The sequence below is a fragment of the Suttonella sp. R2A3 genome (assembly GCF_021513215.1).
Classification (GTDB): domain Bacteria; phylum Pseudomonadota; class Gammaproteobacteria; order Cardiobacteriales; family Cardiobacteriaceae; genus JAHUUI01.
Map to the genome: position 1 here is coordinate 1,095,586 of NZ_CP090975.1, position 24,502 is coordinate 1,120,087.

Consider the following 24,502-nt stretch of genomic DNA (forward strand, 5'->3'; position numbering starts at 1 on the left):
TGCTACGCATTTGGCGTGTCAACAGATGTTTTAGTGGGTGGAAAAGGAATAGGATCGCCATAATATTTGGCTTTTGTCTTCGTGACGTGCAAATCAATCAGCGCTTTAAGGCGCGCGCCAAATTCGCGGATATAGGTTTTTAAACCAAATCGCCAAGAAACATCATCGGCATTAAAAGCGACCACATCATGGCCGTTTTGCCGCGCAATATATACCGCTCGCGCGTTGTGAAATGCTTGTGAGACGATAATATAGCGAGTATTGCCAAAAATATGCTCTGCGCGCAGGATGCTATCTAAGGTACGCAAACCGGCGTAGTCTGGCTGAATATGCTCAGCCGGAATCCCTGCGGCGATCAAATCAGCACGCATTTGCGCCGGTTCGTTGTAATACGCGGTGTGATTTGCACCACTGACGATAAAATAATCGCTTTTCCCGGCCTGATAAAGCGCGACGGCCGCACGAATACGTGCGCTATAAAAGGGATTGATTTGCCCACCGGCTAGCGTTTTGGCGGTCCCTAAAATGACAGCGACCTCGTGCTCTGGCACATCCTCTACACGGTCATAAAGGTAGGCACTGCTGCTCGCACCAACCCACCAATACGCCATCAGCGGTGTGAGTATCACCAGCAGTAATACACTAACAAATGCCAAAGCGATTTTCCTCATAAACGGGGCAACAAATAATCCGGCACAATCCCGCTTTCTTCAATATAAGGCAGCGGATCTAAACCGCGGAAAAACCCTTCGCCACTGACTAAGGCGGTGGCAATCCCATAAGCATTACCGCCAAGGATGTCGGTGTGTAAGGTATCACCAAGCATTAAGGTACGCGCGTGATCGAAGTGCTTGCCTTGGTCCTCTAAGCGTTTAGCGACGATATTAAAAATCTCGGCGAATGGCTTACCGAACACTTTGGCATGGTCAAATAAATGATCTTCCAGACACAATACATAACTCCCGGGCTCTGTCGAGCTATGATCACCCATCGGCGCAATCAAATCGGGGTTGCCGAGTAAAATGGGGCGTGGACGATCGTGCAACGCAGCGACAAAATGCTGTTGTTGCGCGTCATCCCAAGACAGACTGGATAAGAATAAGAAGCCATCACAATCTAGAAAATCAGGGTCGTCTTGAGTGATGGTGACTACGCCGCGCTCGTGTAAATCTTCTTGCCCGTCGTGTGGAGCTATGAGTCCCCAGCGCATATTATCGGGGTAATTATGTAAGCCGTTAAGCAGCGCATCGCGGCTAGTAATAATTTCTTGTTCGCCAAAATCAAAGCCCAAGCGACGGAATTTCGTCACCACATGCTGTTTGGCGTAACTGGCCGCATTCGAGACAATAAACAGGTTCTTTCCCTGCGCACGAAGTTCTGCCACCTGCGCAGGTGCGTTAATAATCGCGTGTTGGCCGACATTAAGCACCCCAAACGCATCAAATAAAAAGGTATCAAAGCACTCACTGAGGGCGAGTACATCATCGCACACCTCAGGCTGATGGTGACACAACGGCGAGGGCGGCAAGCGATGGCGGATATCCTGGTAATGCACAAATGAGCGTTTAGCAGCCATGCAAGTCTCCTTAATGAGTAAATACCGTGCCTACGCTGCCACGTTCGCGCAAGGCATCAAGCAAAAGTTCCGGATGGGTACCGTCAATAATGGCACTATGTTGCGCACCACCACGTAGCGCAGTTAACGCGCAATCAACCTTTGGCAGCATCCCACCATAAATCACGCCTTCATCGATCAGTGCACGCACCGCTTTGCCATCAAGGCTGGCAAGCCGTTCGCCCTGCTTATCGAGCACACCGCTGACATTGGTCATCAAAATAAAATCATCGGCAGAAAGGGCTGCTGCAATATGGGCGGCGCTATAATCGGCGTTAATATTGAGCGCTTGTTGCGTGCTATCACAGGCCAATGGCGCAATAATCGGCGTCCAACCACAGTCCAGTAAATCATCGAGTAGTTTAGGGTTTACTGAATTAATTTCACCGACCGCGCCGAGTTTAGGGTTCTGGGTGGCCTTGAGCAAGCCGCCATCTTCGCCGCTCACCCCGACTGCTACGATACCAGCTTTATCGAGTGCACGCACCAACGCTTTGTTCACCTGCCCGCAAAGCGCCATTTCGACCACGGCCAGCGCGTCGGCGTCGGTATAGCGTTGTCCATCGATAAAATGGCTCTGCTGGTTGGTTTTCTCCAACCAATACGAAATCTGCGGACCACCACCATGGACAACCACCACGCGATAACCTGCCGCACGTACCGCGGCAATCGCGCTTGCAAATTTGTCTAATGCTTGTTCGTTACCCATGGCGTTACCACCATATTTAACCACCACCGTAGCGCTCATTAATGCGCTCCAGTATGACCGAAGCCGCCTTCGCCGCGCTCACTATCTGAAAAAGTCTCGACCTGGTTGAGCGCAGGCCGTAATACTGGTGTAATCATCAATTGCGCAATCCGCTCACCAAGGCTTACGGTATAAGGCGTATCGCTGCGGTTCCAAAGTGATACTTTCAGCTCTCCTTGATAATCGCTATCAATCAACCCGACCAGATTACCGAGAACCAAGCCGTGTTTATGCCCTAAGCCAGAGCGCGGTAATATCAGCGCGCAGTAGCCAGGATCAGCGATATGAATCGCGATCCCTGTACCGATTAACACGGTTTCACCAGGGCCAATCACACAGGTTTTATCGTCAAAAACGGCGCGCAAATCCATCGCTGCGCTACCATCGGTCGCGTAAGTCGGTAATTCGATGGACTGTCCGACACGCGGATCGAGGATACGATAATTGAGTTGTTGCATATTAGATCTTTTGTTTAAGGATTTCAGTGAGTAAGCATTTTGCCAGCGCGGTTTTATTCTGCCGTGGCAGGGCAATTTCTTGGGATTCGCTCAATAACGTCACCCGATTGTCATCGCTGCCAAACACACCCTCGCTAACGTCATTGGCGATAATCATATCGAGGCCTTTAGCGCGCAATTTGGCTCGTGCGTGTTCAAGAAGCTGTTCGGTTTCTGCGGCAAAACCAATCGTAAATGGGCGTTTATCACGCGCCAGGGACGCCACATCCGCGACGATATCTGGGTTTTCAACCAGCTCAAGGCTTAGCGCGCCATGCACGGTTTTTTTATGTTTTTGTGCGTGTGGCTCGTTAATCCGGTAATCGCTGACTGCCGCAGCGGCGATAAACACATCAGCGCTGACGGCAGCGCTCATCGCGGCTGTGTGCATGTCTTGTGCGCTCACCACATCGATGCGCTCAACCCCTGCAGGTGTGGCTAGCGTAGTTGGCCCAGTGATCAGCGTCACAGCCGCACCTCGGCGCGCGGCAGCAGCTGCGAGTGCATAGCCCATTTTGCCCGAGCTGTGGTTAGTCAGATAACGCACTGGATCGATCGCTTCACGCGTTGGGCCAGCGGTAATCACCACTTTTTGTCCCTGCCAATCTTGGGGTGAGGTGAAGGCCGCAACGATTTCCTGTGGCTCGAGCATACGCCCTGCGCCAAATTCACCACAGGCCTGCTCCCCTTCACCAACCGGCAATAAGCGATGATTATCGCGCGCACTCAAGACATCGATATTGGCTTGTGTGGCTGGATGTGCCCACATCAAGCGGTTCATCGCCGGCGCTATCACCACTTCTGCATCTGTGGCCAAATATAGCGTACTTAACAAATCATCAGCGATCCCATGGGCGAGTTTCGCCAGTGTGTTGGCGGTTGCTGGCGCGATCAATAACACATCCGCCCAGCGCGCCAATTCAATATGGCCCATTGCGGCTTCCGCATCTTGATCAAATAACGCACTACGCACCGGTTCACCAGAAATTGCTTGCAAAGTCATCGGGCTAACAAACGCCTGCGCGGCATCAGTGAGCACAAAACGCACTTTATAACCTTGTTTTTGCAACAAACGCGCGGTTTCGATGCTCTTATACGCGGCAATGCCGCCGCAGATGCCGATGAGGATGTTTTTCATGGTAAAGTGGCAATTAAAATCAATAGTGTACCGTGACAGGGAAGTTAAGCCAATGACCAAAGCACAAATACACACTGATATGCCGCGCGAGCGCTTACTGCGTTTAGGCGCAGCCGCGCTTGCCGATTATGAGTTACTCGCCTTATTACTTCGCACCGGTACACGCGAGCACGATGTGCTGAGCTTCGCGCGCACCATCTTAAACGAACGCAATGGCTTGGTTGGTTTACTCAACAGCGATCAGGACGATTTAGCCGTCATTAAAGGGCTTGGTCAGGCAAAAATTGCTGAACTGCTTGCGGTGATGGAAATTGCGCGGCGTTACGCCAATGCTGAAGTGAGTCATTCACAGTGGACCTTCACCTCGCCACAAGATGTGCGCGACTTTCTGATGTTGCAATACAAAGGCTTACAGGAAGAACGTTTAGGGATACTGTTGCTTAATCAGGGTCACCGCCTGCTCAGCTTTGCGCATTTAGCCAATGGCTCAGTTGCTGCTGTTGATGTGCCGATACGTGAGATTTTACGTCGCGTACTACAAAGCCACGCTGCAGCGGTGATTATGGTGCACAACCACCCGGCGCAGAGCCTCGAGCCCTCAGCAAGCGATCAAGCAGTAACGCGCAGAATCGAAGAAAGCCTGACGATGATCGATGTGCGTTTACTCGATCATTTTATCGTTGCCGGAAATACACTAGTTTCTATGCGAGAACAAGGTGGTTGGTGATATGATAGCGCCCTGTGATGTTAACCACTCAATGAGAGGAGTCTCAATGTGACGATAAGAAGCGCATTGATTGTGGATGATTCGGCGTTGGCGCGCTTAACGCTGAAACGCCATTTACAAAAATTCAATATTGAAGTTTTAGAGGCTGAGTGTATGGTTGATGCACGCTACTGGTTGTGGCGTGACGAATTGCCTGATGTCGTGTTTATGGATATTTCGATGCCCGATATTGATGGCTTTGAAGCTCTGGCTGAGATTCGCCAAAACTCAGACCTGCGCCATTTACCGGTGATTATGTATTCCGGCGATCATAGCCAAGAAGCCAAACAGCGCGCGAAAGATGAAGGCGCAACCGGCTACCTGCGCAAACCTGTCGATACCGCGCACTTGCAGATATTGCTCGATCGCCTGGGTAAAATACAACGCAAAAGCGAGCAACCGGTTCCTGAGAATATCGCGATCCCTGAGGAAAGTCTGTATAAAGCACCACTTCCAGAAACCATGGTCGTTACCTCACCGATCGTTGATACCGAAGAAGCCGAACAACTGGTGCAGGCAAACCGCAGCATGGGCGCAACACCACGCAGTGGCATTAAAGATTATGCTGAACTGCGTAGCAGTGTTGATCATAACAACCTTGCCATGCTCGAGCAACGCAGCCAGATCGCTAATTTAGAAACCGTGGCGCAACGACAGAGCAATGATATTAACTATTTGAGCAAAACCCTGCTCGAAATCAACAACCGTTCCAAAACACTGATGGTTGTGCTGTTAATTATCGCTGTGCTCGCTGCCGTGGGCGTAGCTCTCGCCATGTTGCGCTAGTTCGTTCATGCCTTGGTTTCCGCTCACCTTAGTCGGCTTAACGTCACTGATTGGTGGGCTATTTAACCTTGCATGGCCGACGATGATGCTCGGCTTAGTGCTGGTGATTCTTTGGCAACATCGCCAACAAAATCTCTTGGTTAGTTGGGTCCGTCAAGGCGGTAAAAATAACCCACCGGATATTACCTCACCGCTTGATGAAGCGGTGAGTTTACTGCTTAAACGTCGCAAACAATCGCGTAAACGTAAACGCCGCCTTCAAGAATTGCTCAAAACCTTTCGTGAACTCGCTGAAGCTGTGCCAGATGCGGCCATGGTGGTCGATAGCAATGGCCGACTGCTCAATTTCAACCGCGCCGCACAAACGCTTTTAGGCCTGCATCCGCGTATGGACCATGGCACACGCATCGATCACTTATTGCGTGGCGAATCGTTCGAGGCCTTCTGGCATAATCAAACCGGACACGCCTCCACCACCCTACGCCTACCTGGCGACATTGCGGTGTACGTTGAGATGAGCCGAGTACCGCTCTCACAAGGCAATATTTTGCTGATCGCCCACGATGTGACCAACGTTGTCCTGCTCAATCAAAAACGTAAAGCCTTTATCGATAACGCCTCGCATGAGCTTAAAACGCCACTGACGGTGATTTATGGTTATCTTGAAGTGATGGCCTCGGGCGAATTACCAGAGCACTTACGCCAACCAGTCGATGAAATGCAAAGCCAGGCGAGTCGCATGAAAACGCTGATTGATGATATGTTGCGTCTTGCTCGCCTGGAAAACGCACAAGGTTTGCTGCATGAAGAAATTGTTGATATTGAAGCGTTATTCAGCGATTTGGTCGAGACGATGGCGCAACGCTTTCCCAATGAGGTGGGGGTTAAACTCGCTTATGTCGAGCCTATTGAGCTTTACGCTGATCAATATATTCTTTATTCCGTGCTGAGCAATCTACTCATCAACGCCCTTTTACACGCAAAGAGCCGTCACGCTGTGGAGTTATCTGCGGCAGTGAGCGAGGTGGATATTGTGCTGATGGTGCGTGATGACGGCACCGGGATTGCGCCAGAACATTTACCACGCGTCACCGAGCGGTTTTACCGCGTTGATGATCAACGCGAGCACAGCAAAGGGTCAGGATTAGGGCTTGCGATTGCCCGCCATGGCGCTGAGTCACACGGCGGCACACTGGAGATTCAATCAACCCCTGGGGTTGGCAGTACGTTCAGCGTCGTACTACCGCTTAATCGCTTGCGTCAGGCAACTACTTAAGCAATCCGTCCATAGCGCCCGGCGTGCTTGAAGCCTCTACGGGTGCGCTAGCGGTTTCTTTCAGCCCACCACCGAGTGCAGTATAAAGATCAACCTGGTTATTGAGTATTTGCTGTTTGGTCACAAGCAGTCCTTGTCGACTGGCATAGCTTTCACGCTGTGCATCAAGCATATCGAGCGCGCTCGACACCCCGTTTTCAAAGCGCAGGTTTTCTAAACGCATCCGTTCACTTACTGCCTTACTGCCACGCTGTTGAGCGGCGTATTGATCAGCTAAGGTTTCGCGCGCAACCAGCGCATCAGCAACATCCGTGAACGCCTGTTGCACCGTCTGCTGGTAATCTTCAATCAACACCTGTTGCTGTAATTCGCTGATTTTTAGGTTCGCATCACGTCGTCCACCATCAAAAATCGGCAAGCTGATACTCGGGGCAAACGACCATAGCAGATTGCCACCATCAAAGAGATGGTTTAATTCGGTGCTGCCATAACCCAGATTGCCCGTGAGTTTAATGCTCGGGAAAAACGCCGCTTTCGCTGCACCAATATTGGCATTAGCTGCTTTGAGCTGATATTCCACTTCACGGATATCGGGGCGATTAGCGAGCACAGCCGAAGAAACGTTCGAGGCAATCGCCATCTCAGCGAATTGTTCATCTAATCCAGCTGCTTCGGGAAGCTCTAATGCAGAAACCGGATAGCCTACCAGCATACTCAAGCCATTCATCGCTTGGCGTAAATTGCGTTTTTGCGCCGCATAATCAGCTTTTGCGCCCTCAATCTGGCTTTCCACCCCGTGCAAGGCTATTGCAGAAATCAGCCCTGCGTCAAATTGCAGCTTGGCTAGCCGGTAGCTTTCAGCGCGCGATTGCATCACTTTTTCTGATAACGCCATCGAGGCTTGGGCAATACGGGCTTGGTAATAGGTTTTCGCCACTGCGGCAATCAAAGATAATTGCGCCGCGTCGCGCGCTTCATGGGTTGCAAGGTATTTATTCAACGCGACATCGCTCAGCGCCTGAACGCGCCCAAAGAAATCCAACTCAAAAGCGCTCATCCCCAAACCAACTTGATACTGTTCGCTGATCGTCGCCTGTCGTACTGGGCTAAAATCACGCGCTGTACGGCTGCGTGTGTAATCACCTTGCGCGCCTAAACTCGGCAACACATCGGCATGAGTAATGCCGTATTGTGCTTGGGCGATTTGGGTGTTGAGCGCGGCTTTACGCAAGTCGTGATTATGCTCAAGTGCTGTGGCGATAAAGCGCTGCAGGCGCGGATCACGGAAATAATCGCGCCAACCCAGCTCACTGATCTCTTGGTCATCGGCTGCTTGCTCATCAAGCGCCACATCGATCCATTGCTGGGCAAGCGGCACTTGAGGTTGCTCATATTGTGGGACAAACGAACACGCGCCTAAAAAGACCGCTAAAGGCAAACTTGCCCAACGACTGCGGATGATTAGCGGTTTGGTTTTCATACGGCGCTCTCCTGTGAAGCCGGTGGTTGTTTACCTTTAAAGAAATGGCGCACCACAACAAAAAAGATCGGCACTAAAAAGATCGATAACAGTGTACCAATTGCCATGCCTGAAAGCACGCTTGTGCCGATCGCGCGTTGGCTTGCCGCACTTGCCCCAGTAGCAAAGAACAGTGGAATAACCCCGGCAATAAAGGCGATAGAGGTCATGATGATCGGACGGAAACGCAAATGCGCTGCGGTTAGCGCGGCTGCCACCCGGCTTCGCCCTGCTTCCTGGGTTTCTTTAGCAAATTCGATAATCAAAATCGCATTCTTTGCCGAAAGCCCCATCACGGTAATCAAGCCGACTTGGAAGAAAATATCGTTATCCATGCCACGCAATAAAGTCCCCAGTGCCACACCTAAGAAGCCGAGCGGAATCACGAGCAGCACCGCAAAAGGCACCGACCAACTTTCATAGAGCGCCGCTAAACACAAGAATACTGCGAGCATCGAAAAGGCATAAAGAACCGTTGATTGAGCACCTGCGCGTTGTTCTTCCAGAGATTGCCCAGTCCATTCCACTGCAAAACCTGGCGGCAATTGCGCGGCGATCTCTTCTATCGCCTTCATCGCATCACCGCTACTCTTACCTGGTGCTGCACTACCCGTAATTGCCATCGCCGGATAGCCGTTATAGCGCGTAAGCTGCATCGGGCTGTTCTCCCAATGCATACTCGCCACAGTTGATAGCGCCACTTGCTCACCACTATTGGTCGACACATTGAGCGCGAGCACATCTTCTGGTTGCATACGTGCAGCGGCTTCAGCCTGCATCACCACGCGCTGCATCCGGCCTTTATTCGGAAAATCATTAACATACGACGAGCCCAAATGGGTCGATAGCGTTTGCGCGATTGCGCCCAAAGAAACCCCTTGGATTGCTGCTTCATCGCGGTCTATATCAATGACCAGCTGCGGTGCATCCTCCAAACCATTCGGTCGAACCCCCACCAATAACGGATTTTGCGCGGCCATACCCAACATCTGATTACGCGCATCGATGAGCGCCTGGTGATTTTGGCTGTTGCGTGCTTCTAGGCGCATATTAAAACCACCAGAGCCACCCAGTTCTGGCAGCGCTGGCAGGTTAACCACAAAGACCATCGCCTCACGAATACTGCCCACCTGAGCATTTAACCGTCCAACCAAGGCGTCAGCTTTTTGACCAGCAGCGCTACGTTGCCCCCAATCGGTCAAGCTGATAAATGCCAGCCCCATATTTTGCCCCTGACCGGAGAAGCTAAAGCCCAAAATACTCACCATATCTTCGACTTCTTCATTCGCGAGAATGTTTTCTTCGACTTGACGCATCACATCAGTGGTCTGCTGTTGGGTTGACCCTGATGGCAACTGCACACTAACCACTAACGCCCCTTGATCTTCTGAAGGTAAAAACGAGGTTGGCAGTTGTTTGAATAAAAAGAATGCCCCAGCCGCAATAGCGAGGAAAATCGCCATCATAAAATAACTGCGACGAATGAGTTTCGCGAGTAACCCTTCATAAGATTTGGTCGTACGCTTAACGCTGCGGTTAAACCAGCCAAAAAAGCCTTTTTTCTCGCCCTCTTTAGGCGGCTTCAGGAACGTCGCACACAAAGCAGGAGTCAGCGAGAGCGCCATAAAGGCTGAAAAACCAATCGCTGAGGCCATCACCAGCGCAAATTGGCGATAAATATTACCAGTCGCACCTGGGAAAAACGCCATCGGGATGAATACTGAGATCAGCACTACGGTAATCCCAATGACCGCGCTGGAAATCTGTCTCATCCCTTTAAGCGCCGCCTCACGGGGCTTAAGCTTCTCATCTTCCATCAAGCGCTCAACGTTTTCCACCACCACAATCGCATCGTCAACAACAATCCCGATCACCAGCACCATCGCAAACATCGTCAAGACGTTTATAGACATACCTAAAGGCACCATCAGCGCTATCGCACCAAGCAATGAAATCGGCACCACAATGGTTGGGATGATGGTGTAACGAATATTTTGTAAGAACAAAAACATCACGAGGAACACCAAACCCACCGCCTCGATTAAGGTATGAAAAACTTTCTCAATCGAGATATCGACGAATTTCGAGCTATCGTAAGGGATTTTCCAATTAATCCCTTCAGGGAAATATTGCGCGAGCTCCTGCATTTTTTCGCGTATTCCCTCGGCTGCCGAAACCGCGTTCCCATCGCCTGAAAGCTGCACACCCAGACCGACCGCCGGCTGACCATTTAAACGCGCAGAAGTGGCATATTGCTGACTGCCCAACTCAACCCGCGCCACATCATGCAAGCGCACCGTCGCGCCGCTGACGTTACTGCGTAAAACGATATTACCAAACGCCTCGGCGTCAGTAAGCTGTCCGGTAACAATCAATGAAGCAGTAAGGCCTTGCCCATCAAGCGCGGGTAAGTCGCCAATACTACCGGCTGGGATTTGCGTATTTTGTGCACTGATGGCCTGCGCAATCTCAGCGGTGCTCAAGCCATAGTTACGCATCTTATCCGGGTCAAGCCAAATACGCATCGCACGTTCAGAACCAAACACCTGCACCTTACCGACGCCTTCAACCCGTTGCAATTCAGGCTCAATATTGCGTACCGCGTAATCGCTAACCTCATCAATACTGAGCTGCGAGTTTTCGCTGGCATAGAGCATCGCAAAGAGTAAGAAATTCGATTGTGATTTATTCACCTCCACCCCATTGCGACGCACGATTTCCGGCAATCGAGGTTCCGCTCGTGAAATACGGTTTTGCACCTCGACCTGCACCATATCCGAATCAGTCCCACTTTTAAAGGTGAGCGTCAATGAGCCCGTCCCATTGGCATTGACCTGAGATTCCATATAATCCAGGCCTTCCATACCATTCATTTCCCGTTCAATCAGGGTGAGTACCGCATTTTGGTGCACTTCAGCGGTCGCCCCAGGATAGACGGTACTAACGGTGATTTTCGGGGCGCCAACGCTTGGGTATTGTTCGACCGGCAATTGGGTAAGCGAGATCGCACCAGCGAGAATAATGAAAATCGCCACCACCCAAGCAAAAATAGGACGATTAATAAAAAACTTAGCCATAATCTTTCCTGTTTATTGCCCGGTCGATTCGCTTAACTGCTCTGCTGACCACGGGGTGGTTTGTACCGTTTTCGCCCCACGCAACCCCATTTGCCCATCAACAATCACTTTATCACCTGGCTCTAGACCGTTTGAGACAATCCAGTTACCCCCTTGGGCTTGATTGATCTCGATAGACTTCGGGGCAAAGGTGTTATCCTCATTAACCACTAGCACAGAATCCCCTTTATCGCCACGTGTTACCGCACGTTGCGGAATCAAATAGGCGTTTTCGAGCTGTGCGGTTGGGATTTTTACTCGCACATAGAGCCCAGGCAGTAATAACTGATCAGGATTCGGTACTTCAGCGCGTAAGATGACTTCTCCTGTGGCTGGGTCGACCGTTTGCTCAGCAAACAGCATCTTGCCTTGATGGTCGTACACACTGCCGTCTTCGAGCAGAATATCGACTTTAAGTTCGCCAGAGGTTTGCGCTAAAGCACCACTGGCAAACGCTTTCTTGAGCGCTAAAATCTTATTCGCTGATTGAGAGATGCTGAGTTCTAAAGGATCATTTTGTTGAATCACCGCGAGCGGTGTGGCTTGTGTCGCTGAAACCAAGGCGCCTTCGCTGACCAGCGCTTTGCCAATTTGTCCACTAATCGGTGCTTTAACCTTGGTATAACCCAACATAATCTCAGCCTGATTAATCGCTGCTTCTGCGGCATTGATATTGGCCTGCGCGGTGCGTTCTTCAGCTTGTGCTTGTTCGTACTGCTGCGAAGAAATAGCTTTAGCTTTAACCAATGGCGCGTAACGGCGCACATTGGCGCGCGCCAAATCTCGCGCGGTGATCGCTTGCTCACGTTTGGCTTTTGCGGTTTGTAAATCCGCACGATACACTGCGTCATCGATTTGATACAGCGCTTGGTCAGCACTGACTTTGCTGCCTTCTCTAAATAAGCGTTTTTGTACCACACCATTGGCTTGCGCTTGAACCACTGCTTCACGCGAAGGCTCTAAACGCGCCGGTAAATTCTCGTATAACGTTATCGCCTCGCTCTGAGCGGTTAATACGCCAACCGTTGGTGATGGCGCTTGTTGTTGCGCACTATCCTCGGCCGCAGCTCCGGCTTCTTTTTCTTGTTGACAACCAGCCAAGACAGCGAGCGCAACCGCCAACAATCCAGCTTTATACAGATTTTGATTCATAACGTTAATCCACATCAGTTTAACTTTCAGACCTTACGCGACGTGCACAATGGGCAAATTCTTTATAGTAGCGAGAGGACACGCTTATGCAAAGAATAATTTTGCTTTTGCCCCGCATCATACAGGACACAAATGACATTAAGGCGACTCAAAAAGGTGGAATTATACATACATTGATGTATGTATGTATACATTTTTACAACAGCTATGGGTATTAATTGGTGACGATTTATTTAATCAGCCACGCCCTGAGTACCCTATAACCCAACCATAAATACTGATAAATTGCGCAACTGAGCCTGCAAGCACAAACACATGCCAGATGCCGTGTCCGTGGCGAATCTTTTCATCATTGACGTACCAATAAACCCCTAGCGTATAAAACACGCCACCCACTGCCAGCCAAATCAGTCCTGGTGCCGCTAACGCTTCAACAATCGGCATAATGGCGACAAGCACCAACCAACCCATCGTTAAATAGAGCACCAAAGACAGCACACGATTGCCTTTAGCAAAGATAAATTCCTGGGCGATACCGATTAATGCCAGCGCCCAACTCACGCCAAAGATCGACCAGCCCCAAGCACCACGCAGGGTAATCAACGTATAGGGCGTATAACTGCCGGCAATCAATAAATAAATCGCGCAGTGATCGATTTTTTTGAAAAAACGCTTCGCACGCGGTGAGCGCAAGCTGTGATAGAACGTTGAGGCACTGTAGAGCAAAATAAGGCTTGAGCCATAGATCGCGGCTGCGACCACATGATAGGCATCACCGTAGCGAGCGCCACGAACAATCAGCACTACCGTCGCAATGATGGCCAGTAGCGAGCCAATTAAATGTGACCAGCTATTAAAACGTTCACCGGGATACATGATTACCACTCAGCCTGTAAATCTGTCAGCGATAGCGCTGAAGAAGATAAAAATATTCAGATAATAAAAAAGCAGCCCAAAGGCTGCCTTTTTACGTTCTACTGGATTACCAGCTGGACTTTTTAACGCCCGGGACTTCACCACGCATCGCAAGTTCGCGTAGTTTAATCCGTGACAGACCAAACCGGCGGTAAACCGCGTGTGGACGTCCAGTGATGCGGCAGCGACGCTGTAAGCGTGCTGGAGAGGCATCACGAGGCAACTTTTGCAGTTTTTCCTGCGCTACCTGACGTTCTTCTTCAGAATAGGTATCAACCTTGCGGATGATTTCTTTAAGTTCGTGTCGCTTAGCGGCGTACTTTTGTACGGTTTTGAGGCGCTTTGCTTCACGATTGACCATGCTTCTTTTCGCCATAATTAACCTCTAAATGGGAAACCAAACGCTTCAAGCAGCGCTTTTGCCGCGGCGTCGTCTTTCGCTGTGGTGGTAAAGGTAATATCCATACCACGCATTGCATCAGTTTTCTCGAAATCAATTTCCGGGAAAATGATGTGCTCTTTAACGCCGAATGTATAGTTGCCGCGACCGTCGAAAGATTTCGGACTCAAGCCACGGAAATCACGAGTACGTGGCAATGAAATATTGATCAAACGATCAAGGAATTCATACATTTGCTCACGACGCAGTGTGACTTTACAACCAATTGGCCAACCATCACGAATTTTAAAGCCCGCAATCGACTTCTTCGATTTGGTAATCAATGGCTTTTGACCTGAGATGAGACTCAGATCACGCACAGCGTTATCCATGATTTTCTTATCGTTAACAGCCTCGCCCACACCCATGTTAATGGTGATTTTTTCGAGCTTAGGCACTTCCATAACATTAGCGAGACCAAGCTTCTTTTGCAGCTCAGCCGCTAACTCATTGCGATACTGTTCTTGTAATCTTGCCATGTCAGACCTCAATCTACCTGTTCGCCATTAGACTTGAACACACGCACTTTCTTGCCGTCTTCAATTTTGAAGCCGACGCGATCACCTTTACCGGTGGCAGCGTTGAACAACATGACGTTAGAAATATGAATGGCCGCTTCTTTTTTCATGATGCCGCCTTCAATACCCAATTGAGGATTTGGTTTAACGTGTTTTGATACTTGGTTAATACCTTCAACCACCACACGATCACCACGAACCGACTTAACGACGCCGCGCTGACCTTTATCCTCTTTCTTACCAGCGATTACGATAACCTCATCGCCTTTTTTAATACGTTTCATACTCCGCTCCTTACAGCACTTCTGGCGCTAGCGAGATGATCTTCATGAACTTCTCACCACGCAGCTCACGCGCGATTGGCCCAAACACACGGGTACCAATTGGCTCAAGCTTCTGGTTTAAGAGTACCGCTGCATTGCTGTCAAAACGCAACACAGAACCATCGCGACGACGTACGCCTTTTTTGGTACGCACGATAAGCGCATTATACACGTCACCTTTTTTCACACGGCCACGTGGCATCGCTTCTTTAACCGAAACTTTAACCACATCACCGATGCCGGCGTAACGACGGTGCGAACCGCCTAATACCTTAATACACTGCAGCTCACGAGCGCCGCTGTTGTCCGCCACTGAGAGGCGTGATTGCATTTGAATCATTATTGGCCCCCTGTTTAACCTTCTGCACGTTCAACGATTTCCACCAGACGCCAGGTCTTGGTTTTAGAAATCGGACGGCTTTGATTGATACGTACGGTATCACCAATATTGCACTCGTTGTTTTCATCGTGCGCATGGCATTTCAACGTACGTCGAATATATTTACCGTAGAGTGGGTGCTTTTCATAACGTACAACATGCACAGTGATTGATTTATCACCCTTATTGCTCGCTACAACACCCTGCAATACGCGTTGAATGGATTTTTGTTCACTCATGGTCACACCTTCACATTGTGTTGTGCCAGCAAGGTTTTCACTCGAGCAATCTCACGACGCACCTCACGGATGTGGTGGGTTTGCTCTAATTGACCACTGGCTTTTTGCATGGTTAATTTCATTTGTGCCTGACGCAGAGAGAGTAATTCTTCGCGCAAGCCGTCAACGTCTTTTTCACGTAAATCTTTCAGACTCATCACATCACCTTCCGCTCTTCAAACACGGTTTGTACCGGAAGTTTCGCAGCAGCCAAGCGGAACGCTTCACGCGCCAACTCTTCGCTAACCCCTTCCATTTCATAAAGCACGGTGCCAGGTTGTACCTTAGCGACCCAATACTCCACATTACCTTTACCTTTACCTTGACGGACTTCTAAAGGTTTGTTCGTAACTGGTACATCAGGGAAGATGCGGATCCACACTTTACCACCACGCTTAACGTGACGGTTGATCGCACGACGCGCCGCTTCAATTTGACGCGCTGTGATACGACCGCGAGTGGTGGCTTTTAAGCCGTACTCGCCAAAGCTGACCTTATTACCAGCTTGTGCCAGACCGCGGTTGCGGCCTTTCATCTGCTTTCTGAATTTTGTTCGTTTTGGTTGTAACATAATTCCACCTTAATCCTTGCGACGCGCACGAGGCTTACGACGGCCACGCTTGTCTTCTGGCGCTTCGTTAATCGCTTGATCGGCCTCGATGCCTTCAAGTTTCTCGCCTTTGAAAATCCACACTTTAATGCCGATAACGCCATATGTGGTGTGCGCTTCTGCCAAACCATAGTCGATATCCGCACGCAGGGTATGCAGTGGCACACGGCCTTCGCGATACCATTCAGTACGGGCAATTTCAGCGCCGTTTAAACGACCTGCAATGCTGACCTTGATCCCAGCAGCGCCTAAACGCATAGTGCCGGCAACCGCACGCTTCATCGCGCGACGGAACATCACACGACGCTCCAACTGCTGCGCAATATTTTCAGCAACCAGATACGCATCAAGCTCAGGACGACGGATTTCTTCGATATTGATCGAAGCAGGCACGCCCATCAGCTTGCTGACTTCTTTCTTCAATACTTCAATATCTTCGCCTTTCTTACCAATCACCACACCCGGACGAGCGGTAAAGATGGTGATTTGTGCGCCATTGCGTGGACGCTCGATATGGATTTTGCTGACTGAGGCGTGCGCGAGTTTTTTACGGATGAACTCACGGACTTGGTGGTCATTTTCCAGATAATCGGCATATTCTGTGCCTTCTGCATACCACTTAGATGTCCAGTCTTTGGAAATCCCTAAACGAAAACCAATTGGATGTACTTTTTGACCCATTGTTTACTCCCTTAGCGCTCTTGCACGCGAATCATGATGTTGCTGGTACGCTTCAAAATGCGTGTACCGCGACCTTTAGCGCGTGCTGCGAATCGCTTCATCGTCATACCTTCACCCACTTGGATTTCGGCAACGAACAGCGCATCCACATCAGCACCTTCATTTTCTTCGGCATTAGACACTGCAGAATTTAACAACTTCAGAATCATGCTCGAGGCTTTCTTCGGTGAGAATGTCAAAATCTCAATGGCTTCATCAACATGCTTGCCGCGAATTTGATCGGCAACCAGTCGCGCTTTTTGCGCCGAGATGCGCGCAGCGCGTAATTTTGCTGTAGCTTGCATCATAAACTCCTATCGACCTTTCTTATCGGCGGCGTGACCGCGATAATTACGGGTTGGCGCAAATTCACCCAACTTATGACCAATCATGTCTTCGTTGACAAGAATTGGCACATGCTGCTTACCGTTATGTACGGCAATGGTTAAACCAATCATGTCTGGAGTAATCATCGAACGACGAGACCAGGTTTTAATCGGTTTTTTGCTCTTATTTGCAACGGCTTCATCAACCTTTTTGGCTAGATGAAGATCAATAAAGAATCCTTTTTTCAGTGAACGTGCCATGCTTAACCTCTCTTAGCGTGACGGCGTGAAACGATCAATTTATCCGTGCGTTTATTCGAACGGGTCTTCTTGCCTTTAGTCGGCTGACCCCACGGACTGACCGGATGACGGCCACCTGAAGTACGACCTTCACCACCACCATGTGGGTGATCGACTGGGTTCATCACCACACCGCGAACGGTCGGACGAATCCCGCGCCAACGTGTCGCACCCGCTTTACCGAGTGAACGCAGGCTGTGCTCATGGTTAGAGACTTCACCCAACGTTGCACGACAATCAGCAAGCACTTTACGACGCTCACCAGACTTTAAGCGGATGGTCGCATATTTGCCTTCACGAGCAACGAGTTGTGCTGAACCACCAGCGCTACGCACTAACTGCGCGCCTTTACCTGGCTTCAATTCCACACAGTGAATGGTTGAACCCACTGGGATATTGCGGATCGGCAGGGTATTACCACGCTTGATCGACGCGTCATCACCATTACGGATCACATCGCCAGCTTCCATACCGCGTGCTGCGATAATGTAACGACGCTCGCCGTCAGCATAACGTACTAACGCAATGAAGGCAGTGCGGTTTGGATCATATTCCAAACGCTCAACCACAGCGTCCATACCGTCTTTTTGACGTTTGAAGTCGATGATGCGGTATTTATGCGCATGACCACCGCCACGATGACGGGTAGTAATACGGCCCATGTTGTTACGACCACTGCCACGCTTTTGTTTTTCAACCAGCGCCGCAAACGGCTGACCTTTGTGTAGTTCAGGACGGGTTACGTCCACCACGAAACGACGGCCAGGGGAAGTCGGTTTATTGGTTTTAATCGCCATTATTCCTTCTCCTTAGGCCTGCTCAGACAACAGCGCTTCCATATCCACGCTCTTATCCAGGCTCACATAGGCCTTTTTATAATCACTACGACGGCCGACGCGGGCGCCAAAACGCTTGGTTTTGCCTTTCACATTCACCGTACGTACGGCGATCACATCGACTTCCATAAGCTGCTCAACAGCTTCTTTGATTTCTTGCTTGGTTGCACGACGATCGACCTTGAAGACGAGCTGTTTGTCTTCAGCTGCCAATGAAGATTTCTCAGTAACGTGCGGACCTTTAATCACTTGTAACAAACGTTCTTGTTTCATGATAACCACTCGTTGATTTTTTCAATGGCCGCTTTGTCGACGGCAACTTTCTCATGACGCAGTAACAAAGCAGGATTCACTGCTTGTACATCAACCACACTGATGCGTGGCAGGTTACGCGTCGCCAGGTAGGCGTTATCATTAGCGCTTTCAGTAACCACTAACACATCCTGACCTAAATTATTTTTCTCTGCATAAGCGGCAAATTCTTTGGTCTTGTGAGAATCAAGCTCAAAAGACTCGAGCACCAGCAAACGCTCTTGGCGCGCCAACTCAGAGAAGATACTACGCATAGCCGCGCGATACATTTTCTTATTAACTTTTTGGCTGTAATCACGTGGTTTAGCTGCAAAGGTCACCCCACCGCTACGCCAGATTGGCGAACGAATGGTCCCTGCGCGTGCACGCCCTGTGCCTTTCTGGCGCCAAGGTTTTGCACCACCACCAGAAACTTCACTACGGGTTTTCTGTGCTTTAGTACCTGAGCGACCACCGGCCAAATAAGCGGTAACCACTTGGTGAATCAACGCCTCGTTAAACGCCACACCGAATACTTCATCGGCAACGGTTACCGAACCGGACGCATTACTCATTTGAATATCCATCATGCCTCCTTATGCCTTTACCGACGGACGAATCATCACAAATCCGCCCTTCGCGCCGGGTACTGCGCCTTTGATCAAAATCAAGTTACGCTCGCTATCAACGCGGGCAACTTCGAGATTTTGTACGCTGCACATTTTGTTACCCATCTGCCCGGACATTTTTTTGCCCTTGAATACACGACCTGGTGTCTGGTTTTGACCAATTGAACCAGGAACGCGGTGAGAGAGTGAGTTACCGTGTGTTTTACGCTGACCACGGAAGTTGTGACGCTTGATTGTACCGGCAAAACCTTTACCAATACTGCGCGCACGCACGTCCACTTTTTTGACCTTCAGCAAACACATCTAACGCCACTGCTTTACCCACTTCATAATCGGCAAGCTCTTCACTGGTGAGACGGAATTCTTTGACCAACAAACCTGCGGCGACATTTGCTTTAGCAAAATGCCCTGCTTGAGGCTTGGTTGTACGATTTGCTTTACGTTCCCCAACAGAAACCTGTACAGCATCATAGCCATCGGTTTCCTGGGTTTTAATTTGTGAAATTACATTTGGCTTCACCTCGATCACCGTTACGGCGCTGGCGTTGCCATCTTCGTCAAAAATTCGGGTCATACCGACTTTCTGACCCACAAGGCCCATTGTCATATTGTTATCCTCATTTTTACAAAAAAGACGAGAGGAGGGTGGGTGCCCTCTTCGGCTTCACGAGCATCCAAAAAAGCGGAAAGTTTTCACTTTCCGCTTCCGAGATACACGAAAGGTGCGCGATTTTACTGCAATTCAATCTTGACGTCAACCCCTGCCGCCAAATCCAGTTTCATCAACGCATCGACGGTTTTGTCGGTTGGATCAACGATGTCCATAATGCGCTTGTGTGTGCGCATTTCATATTGATCACGCGCGTCTTTATTAACGTGCGGGGAGATCAAAACCGTGTACTTTTCGATTTTTACTGGCAAAGGTACCGGGCCCTTAACTTGGGCACCAGCACGTTTCGCCGTTTCAACGATCTGCTTGGCTGACGCATCAATCAAGCGGTGATCGTAAGATTTCAAACGAATGCGGATTTTCTGTGTACTAGCCATAGTGTTATCCGTTATTCAATAATGCTGGCAACAACGCCGGCGCCAACGGTACGACCACCTTCACGAATCGCAAAGCGTAAGCCTTCGTCCATCGCGATTGGGTTGATCAGGTTAACTTCCATTTTGATGTTATCGCCTGGCATAACCATTTCAACGCCTTCTGGAAGGATACATTCGCCAGTTACGTCCGTGGTACGGAAGTAAAACTGTGGGCGGTAGCCTTTGAAGAATGGGGTGTGACGGCCACCTTCGTCTTTAGACAGAATGTAGACTTCTGCTTCAAACTTGGTGTGTGGGGTAATGGTGCCTGGCTTAGCCAAGACTTGACCACGTTCAACGTCTTCACGCTTGGTACCACGTAACAGAACGCCTACGTTGTCCCCTGCTTGACCTTGGTCGAGCAATTTACGGAACATTTCAACACCGGTACAGGTGGTTTTGGTGGTTGGGCGGATACCGACGATTTCGATTTCTTCACCGACTTTAACCACACCGCGCTCAATACGACCAGTTACAACAGTACCACGGCCTGAGATTGAGAAGACGTCTTCGATTGGCATCAAGAATGGCTTGTCGATGTCACGCTCTGGCTCTGGGATGTATGAGTCTAAAGCATCAACGAGTTTCTCAATTGATGGAACACCAATGTCTGAGGTGTCGCCTTCGAGTGCTTTTAATGCTGAACCAATGATGATTGGTGTGTCATCACCTGGGAAGTCGTATTCGTTTAACAGGTCACGAACTTCCATTTCAACGAGTTCTAAGAGTTCTGCGTCGTCTACCATGTCGGCTTTGTTTAAGTAAACAACGATGTTAGGCACGCCTACCTGACGTGATAACAGGATGTGTTCACGAGTCTGTGGCATTGGGCCATCAGCGGCTGAACAAACCAGGATAGCGCCGTCCATCTGCGCCGCACCAGTGATCATGTTTTTAACATAGTCAGCGTGTCCTGGGCAGTCTACGTGTGCGTAGTGACGAGCTTCTGATTCATATTCAACGTGGGCAGTTGAAATGGTAATCCCACGAGCACGTTCTTCTGGTGCACCGTCAATCTGGTCGTATGCTGAGAATGAGCCACCAAAACGATCCGCACCAATCTTGGTTAATGCTGCTGTTAATGTGGTTTTACCGTGGTCAACGTGACCAATTGTGCCGACGTTAACGTGCGGCTTGGTGCGTTCAAATTTTTCCTTAGACATAAATACTCCGAGTCCTATTTAAGATTTATTTTTAACAACTTCGTCTACAATGTTATTAGGGGCTTCATTGTAGCAATCAAATTCCATCGCGTAGTTCGCGCGGCCTTGCGAAAGTGAACGAAGTGAGGTGGCATAGCCAAACATATTCGCCAGTGGTACTTGCGCACGGACGATCTTATCAATACCTTGATCTTCCATCCCTTGCACCAAACCACGACGGCTATTCAAATCGCCAATCACATCACCCATATAATCTTCAGGGGTGGTCACTTCAACCTTCATCATTGGTTCGAGCAACACAGGTTTTGCTTTACGTGCGCCCTGCTTGAAGCCTTCTGAACCAGCGAGTTTAAACGCCATTTCAGATGAATCCACTTCGTGGTATGAACCATCATAAAGGGTCACTTTGACATCAACCAATGGGTAGCCAGCCAAAACACCGTTTTGCATTTGCTCTTGTACACCCTTATCAACCGCTGGGATGTATTCTTTTGGTACAACACCACCAACAATCTGGTTGACGAATTCATAACCAAAGCCTGGCTCTTGTGGCTCAATACGCAGCCAAACGTGACCGAACTGACCACGACCACCAGACTGACGTACGAATTTACCTTCTTGCTCAACCGCTTCACGAATCGTTTCACGGTAAGCAACTTGTGGCGCACCAACATTGGCCTCAACCTTAAACTCGCGCTTCATACGGTCAACCAAGATCTCCAAGTGTAACTCACCCATACCAGAGATAATGGTTTGCCCGGTTTCTTCATCGGTATGGACACGGAAAGACGGATCTTCCTGCGCCAATTTACCCAAAGCCATGCCCATTTTTTCTTGGTCAGATTTGGTTTTTGGCTCAACCGCCACTGAAATTACCGGCTCAGGGAACTCCATACGCTCAAGGATGATTGGCTTGTTCATGTCACACAGCGTTTCCCCAGTGATGACATCTTTCAAACCGATACACGCTGCGATATCACCCGCATACACTTCTTTGATCTCTTCACGAGAGTTTGAGTGCATCTGTACGATACGACCGACACGCTCGCGCTTGTCTTTCACAGAGTTAAGCACAGTCGCACCCGCTTCGAGTACCCCTGAGTAGCAGCGTACGAAGGTTAGCGTACCCATGAATGGGTCGGTAGCAACCTTAAACGCCAACGCAGAGAACGGCGCTTCATCATCAGCGATACGTGTATCTGCTTCTTCAGTATTCGGGTTAATCCCCTGAATAGCAGGCACTTCCACCGGTGAAGGCAACAACTCGATGACTTTATCGAGCATCGCTTGCACACCCTTGTTCTTAAACGACGAACCACACAGAACTGGTACGATTTCGTTGTTAATGGTGCGCTGACGCAAGCCCTGAACCAGCTCTTCTTCGCTTAACGCTTCGCCATTTAAGTATTTATCCATCAACGCTTCATCAGCCTCAGCAACAGCTTCAACTAAATATTCACGCCATTCTTCACAATCGTCCAACATATCTTGTGGAACATCGCCGTATTCAAAGGTCAAGCCGTTGTCATCTTCATTCCAGATGATTTCTTTCATCTTGATTAAGTCAACCACACCTCTGAAATCATCTTCTGCGCCAACCGGTAATTGCAGAGGAACTGCTTGAGTATTCAAGCGCTCTTTCATCTGTTCAACCACACGCAAGAAATTCGCGCCGACACGGTCCATCTTATTCACATAAGCGATACGTGGTACTTTATATTTATTAGCTTGGCGCCAAACAGTTTCAGTTTGTGGCTGAACGCCACCAACCGCACATAATACGAGGCAAGCACCATCTAATACACGCAGTGAACGTTCCACTTCAATGGTGAAGTCAACGTGCCCTGGGGTATCGATGATGTTAACGCGGTGCTCTGGGAACTGCTGTGCCATACCACTCCAGAAACAGGTGGTTGCTGCAGAGGTAATGGTGATCCCACGCTCCTGTTCTTGCTCCATCCAGTCCATGGTGGCTGCACCATCATGCACCTCACCGATTTTGTGTGACAAACCGGTGTAGAACAGAATACGTTCTGTGGTGGTTGTTTTCCCGGCATCGATGTGCGCCATGATGCCAAGGTTTCGGTATTTGTCGATTTTGGTCTTACGTGCCATAAAGGTACTCCAATACGTTCGAATTGATCGCCGTTACCAGCGGAAGTGGGCAAACGCTTTGTTCGCTTCCGCCATACGGTGGGTTTCATCGCGTTTCTTCACGGCATTACCGCGCTCTTCCATCGCGTCAATGAACTCGCCCGCCAGGCGCGCAGCCATTGATTTCTCATTACGCTTACGCGCTGCGTCAATTAACCAACGCATTGCCAACGCATTTTGACGCACTGGACGCACTTCGACCGGCACTTGGTAAGTCGCCCCGCCGACGCGACGAGATTTAACCTCAACCGCTGGACGGATTTTTTCCAATGCTTCTTCAAGCACATCGACTGCTTGCATTTGTTTTTTATCAGCCGCTTGATCCAGCGCTTGATAAACCACTTTTTCAGCCACAGATTTCTTACCAGAAACCATGACCATATTGATGAACTTCGCCACGACCACATTGCCGAATTTTGGATCCGGTAAAATATGGCGGATTGGCGCACGAACTCTTCTAGACATGAACTTTTCCTTTACTATTTACGATTTAGGACGCTTAGTGCCGTATTTAGAACGACCCTGTTTACGGTCCTTAACGCCTGCTGTGTCCAACGCGCCACGAACGATGTGATAACGCACACCTGGCAAATCTTTCACACGCCCGCCTCGGATAAGCACCAAGCTGTGCTCTTGCAGGTTGTGCCCTTCACCGCCGATATAGGCGGTTACTTCATACTTGTTTGTTAAACGCGTACGTGCAACCTTGCGCATGGCCGAGTTAGGCTTTTTAGGCGTCGTGGTGTATACACGGGTGCATACGCCACGCTTTTGTGGACATCCCTGCAGAGCAGGAACGTTGTTTTTATCTTTCTGTTGAATACGCGGCTTGCGCATCAACTGATTAATTGTTGCCATGAAAGCTTTTCTCCAAACTTTTTTATACAGTCAAATAGCGAGGAAATACGCTAACCGTATTCCT

The 24,502-nt window shown here is 49.6% G+C and carries 30 protein-coding genes and 1 pseudogene; 3 read left to right on the forward strand and 28 right to left on the reverse strand.

Translation table 11 applies throughout. The features are described from left to right. Positions 1-2 precede the first annotated feature (2 nt). From L0B52_RS05105 to coaBC, 5 genes are read right to left on the reverse strand one after another with little or no spacing between them, the layout of a single operon-like run. On the reverse strand, positions 3-656 hold the full coding sequence (locus L0B52_RS05105) for a vancomycin high temperature exclusion protein (RefSeq protein ID WP_235063668.1): 654 nt from the start codon (positions 654-656) through the stop codon (positions 3-5). 11 nt (positions 657-667) lie between these two features. After that, positions 668-1,576, reverse strand: coding sequence for an HAD-IIA family hydrolase (locus L0B52_RS05110; RefSeq protein WP_235063669.1), 909 nt, complete (start codon positions 1,574-1,576; stop codon positions 668-670). 10 nt (positions 1,577-1,586) lie between these two features. Beyond that, complete coding sequence (argB, locus tag L0B52_RS05115; protein ID WP_235063670.1) at positions 1,587-2,363, reverse strand: acetylglutamate kinase; 777 nt, start codon at positions 2,361-2,363, stop codon at positions 1,587-1,589. Continuing rightward, on the reverse strand, positions 2,363-2,821 hold the full coding sequence (gene dut / locus L0B52_RS05120) for a dUTP diphosphatase (protein WP_235063671.1): 459 nt from the start codon (positions 2,819-2,821) through the stop codon (positions 2,363-2,365). Before dut ends, argB begins: the two co-directional genes overlap by 1 nt. 1 nt (position 2,822) lies before the next feature. Then, positions 2,823-3,998, reverse strand: coding sequence for a bifunctional phosphopantothenoylcysteine decarboxylase/phosphopantothenate--cysteine ligase CoaBC (gene coaBC / locus L0B52_RS05125; protein WP_235063672.1), 1,176 nt, complete (start codon positions 3,996-3,998; stop codon positions 2,823-2,825). A 52-nt stretch (positions 3,999-4,050) separates the two neighbouring features. Here coaBC and radC point away from each other — a divergent pair, with 52 nt between their 5' ends. Genes radC through L0B52_RS05140 form a run of 3 tightly spaced genes read left to right on the forward strand, consistent with a single transcriptional unit; the run spans position 4,051 to position 6,826 of the window. Further along, the gene (gene radC / locus L0B52_RS05130) at positions 4,051-4,725 is read left to right on the forward strand and encodes a RadC family protein (RefSeq protein ID WP_235063673.1); all 675 of its coding nucleotides are present in this window, start codon (positions 4,051-4,053) and stop codon (positions 4,723-4,725) included. Positions 4,726-4,773: 48 nt separating this feature from the next. Continuing rightward, positions 4,774-5,550, forward strand: a complete 777-nt coding sequence (locus L0B52_RS05135) for a response regulator (protein ID WP_235063674.1) — start codon at positions 4,774-4,776, stop codon at positions 5,548-5,550. 7 nt (positions 5,551-5,557) lie between these two features. Further along, positions 5,558-6,826: a phosphate regulon sensor histidine kinase PhoR gene (locus tag L0B52_RS05140; RefSeq protein ID WP_235063675.1), complete on the forward strand. Its 1,269-nt coding sequence runs from the start codon at positions 5,558-5,560 to the stop codon at positions 6,824-6,826. On the opposite strand, the gene L0B52_RS05145 is transcribed toward L0B52_RS05140, so the two are convergent. The 23 genes and pseudogenes from L0B52_RS05145 to rpsL all read right to left on the reverse strand — a co-directional run bounded on the left by L0B52_RS05145 (position 6,819) and on the right by rpsL (position 24,438). Next, complete coding sequence (locus L0B52_RS05145) at positions 6,819-8,306, reverse strand: efflux transporter outer membrane subunit (RefSeq protein ID WP_235063676.1); 1,488 nt, start codon at positions 8,304-8,306, stop codon at positions 6,819-6,821. The two genes, L0B52_RS05140 and L0B52_RS05145, sit on opposite strands and share 8 nt — an antisense overlap. After that, a complete protein-coding gene (locus L0B52_RS05150; protein ID WP_235063677.1) occupies positions 8,303-11,422 on the reverse strand; it encodes an efflux RND transporter permease subunit in 3,120 nt (1,039 codons plus the stop codon). The genes L0B52_RS05145 and L0B52_RS05150 overlap by 4 nt, the downstream gene beginning before the upstream one ends. A gap of 12 nt (positions 11,423-11,434) precedes the next feature. Then, positions 11,435-12,613, reverse strand: a complete 1,179-nt coding sequence (locus L0B52_RS05155; RefSeq protein WP_235063678.1) for an efflux RND transporter periplasmic adaptor subunit — start codon at positions 12,611-12,613, stop codon at positions 11,435-11,437. 237 nt (positions 12,614-12,850) lie between these two features. Next, positions 12,851-13,489 carry a PAQR family membrane homeostasis protein TrhA gene (gene trhA / locus L0B52_RS05160; protein ID WP_235063679.1) on the reverse strand — a complete coding sequence of 213 codons (639 nt, stop codon included), beginning with the start codon at positions 13,487-13,489 and terminating at the stop codon, positions 12,851-12,853. Between the two features lie 106 nt (positions 13,490-13,595). Further along, on the reverse strand, positions 13,596-13,904 hold the full coding sequence (gene rpsN, locus L0B52_RS05165) for a 30S ribosomal protein S14 (protein WP_235063680.1): 309 nt from the start codon (positions 13,902-13,904) through the stop codon (positions 13,596-13,598). A gap of 2 nt (positions 13,905-13,906) precedes the next feature. Beyond that, a complete protein-coding gene (rplE, locus tag L0B52_RS05170; RefSeq protein ID WP_235063681.1) occupies positions 13,907-14,446 on the reverse strand; it encodes a 50S ribosomal protein L5 in 540 nt (179 codons plus the stop codon). A gap of 8 nt (positions 14,447-14,454) precedes the next feature. Further along, positions 14,455-14,769, reverse strand: a complete 315-nt coding sequence (rplX, locus tag L0B52_RS05175; RefSeq protein ID WP_235063682.1) for a 50S ribosomal protein L24 — start codon at positions 14,767-14,769, stop codon at positions 14,455-14,457. Between the two features lie 10 nt (positions 14,770-14,779). Continuing rightward, positions 14,780-15,148, reverse strand: a complete 369-nt coding sequence (rplN, locus tag L0B52_RS05180) for a 50S ribosomal protein L14 (RefSeq protein WP_235063683.1) — start codon at positions 15,146-15,148, stop codon at positions 14,780-14,782. A 14-nt stretch (positions 15,149-15,162) separates the two neighbouring features. Further along, positions 15,163-15,426 carry a 30S ribosomal protein S17 gene (rpsQ, locus tag L0B52_RS05185; protein ID WP_235063684.1) on the reverse strand — a complete coding sequence of 88 codons (264 nt, stop codon included), beginning with the start codon at positions 15,424-15,426 and terminating at the stop codon, positions 15,163-15,165. Between the two features lie 2 nt (positions 15,427-15,428). Beyond that, entirely contained in the window at positions 15,429-15,623 is a 195-nt protein-coding gene (rpmC, locus tag L0B52_RS05190; protein WP_235063685.1) for a 50S ribosomal protein L29, read from the reverse strand. Beyond that, entirely contained in the window at positions 15,623-16,036 is a 414-nt protein-coding gene (gene rplP, locus L0B52_RS05195; protein WP_235063686.1) for a 50S ribosomal protein L16, read from the reverse strand. The genes rpmC and rplP overlap by 1 nt, the downstream gene beginning before the upstream one ends. Positions 16,037-16,045: 9 nt before the next feature. Continuing rightward, positions 16,046-16,756, reverse strand: coding sequence for a 30S ribosomal protein S3 (rpsC, locus tag L0B52_RS05200; protein ID WP_235063687.1), 711 nt, complete (start codon positions 16,754-16,756; stop codon positions 16,046-16,048). Positions 16,757-16,767: 11 nt separating this feature from the next. Next, positions 16,768-17,100: a 50S ribosomal protein L22 gene (rplV, locus tag L0B52_RS05205; RefSeq protein ID WP_235065450.1), complete on the reverse strand. Its 333-nt coding sequence runs from the start codon at positions 17,098-17,100 to the stop codon at positions 16,768-16,770. A 9-nt stretch (positions 17,101-17,109) separates the two neighbouring features. Next, positions 17,110-17,382 (reverse strand): 30S ribosomal protein S19, encoded by a 273-nt coding sequence (rpsS, locus tag L0B52_RS05210; protein ID WP_235063688.1) that lies wholly within the window; start codon positions 17,380-17,382, stop codon positions 17,110-17,112. A gap of 2 nt (positions 17,383-17,384) precedes the next feature. Further along, the gene (gene rplB / locus L0B52_RS05215) at positions 17,385-18,218 is read right to left on the reverse strand and encodes a 50S ribosomal protein L2 (RefSeq protein ID WP_235063689.1); all 834 of its coding nucleotides are present in this window, start codon (positions 18,216-18,218) and stop codon (positions 17,385-17,387) included. A 12-nt stretch (positions 18,219-18,230) separates the two neighbouring features. After that, complete coding sequence (gene rplW / locus L0B52_RS05220) at positions 18,231-18,533, reverse strand: 50S ribosomal protein L23 (protein ID WP_235065452.1); 303 nt, start codon at positions 18,531-18,533, stop codon at positions 18,231-18,233. Then, a complete protein-coding gene (rplD, locus tag L0B52_RS05225; RefSeq protein ID WP_235065454.1) occupies positions 18,527-19,135 on the reverse strand; it encodes a 50S ribosomal protein L4 in 609 nt (202 codons plus the stop codon). The genes rplW and rplD overlap by 7 nt, the downstream gene beginning before the upstream one ends. 9 nt (positions 19,136-19,144) lie before the next feature. Next, positions 19,145-19,784: pseudogene (gene rplC / locus L0B52_RS05230) on the reverse strand (50S ribosomal protein L3). 125 nt (positions 19,785-19,909) lie between these two features. Beyond that, a complete protein-coding gene (gene rpsJ / locus L0B52_RS05235; protein ID WP_235063690.1) occupies positions 19,910-20,224 on the reverse strand; it encodes a 30S ribosomal protein S10 in 315 nt (104 codons plus the stop codon). A gap of 11 nt (positions 20,225-20,235) precedes the next feature. Continuing rightward, positions 20,236-21,426 carry an elongation factor Tu gene (tuf, locus tag L0B52_RS05240; RefSeq protein WP_235063691.1) on the reverse strand — a complete coding sequence of 397 codons (1,191 nt, stop codon included), beginning with the start codon at positions 21,424-21,426 and terminating at the stop codon, positions 20,236-20,238. A gap of 18 nt (positions 21,427-21,444) precedes the next feature. Continuing rightward, on the reverse strand, positions 21,445-23,541 hold the full coding sequence (fusA, locus tag L0B52_RS05245) for an elongation factor G (RefSeq protein WP_235063692.1): 2,097 nt from the start codon (positions 23,539-23,541) through the stop codon (positions 21,445-21,447). Between the two features lie 33 nt (positions 23,542-23,574). After that, positions 23,575-24,045 carry a 30S ribosomal protein S7 gene (rpsG, locus tag L0B52_RS05250; RefSeq protein ID WP_235063693.1) on the reverse strand — a complete coding sequence of 157 codons (471 nt, stop codon included), beginning with the start codon at positions 24,043-24,045 and terminating at the stop codon, positions 23,575-23,577. 18 nt (positions 24,046-24,063) lie between these two features. Further along, positions 24,064-24,438, reverse strand: coding sequence for a 30S ribosomal protein S12 (rpsL, locus tag L0B52_RS05255; RefSeq protein WP_235063694.1), 375 nt, complete (start codon positions 24,436-24,438; stop codon positions 24,064-24,066). Positions 24,439-24,502: the final 64 nt, after the last annotated feature.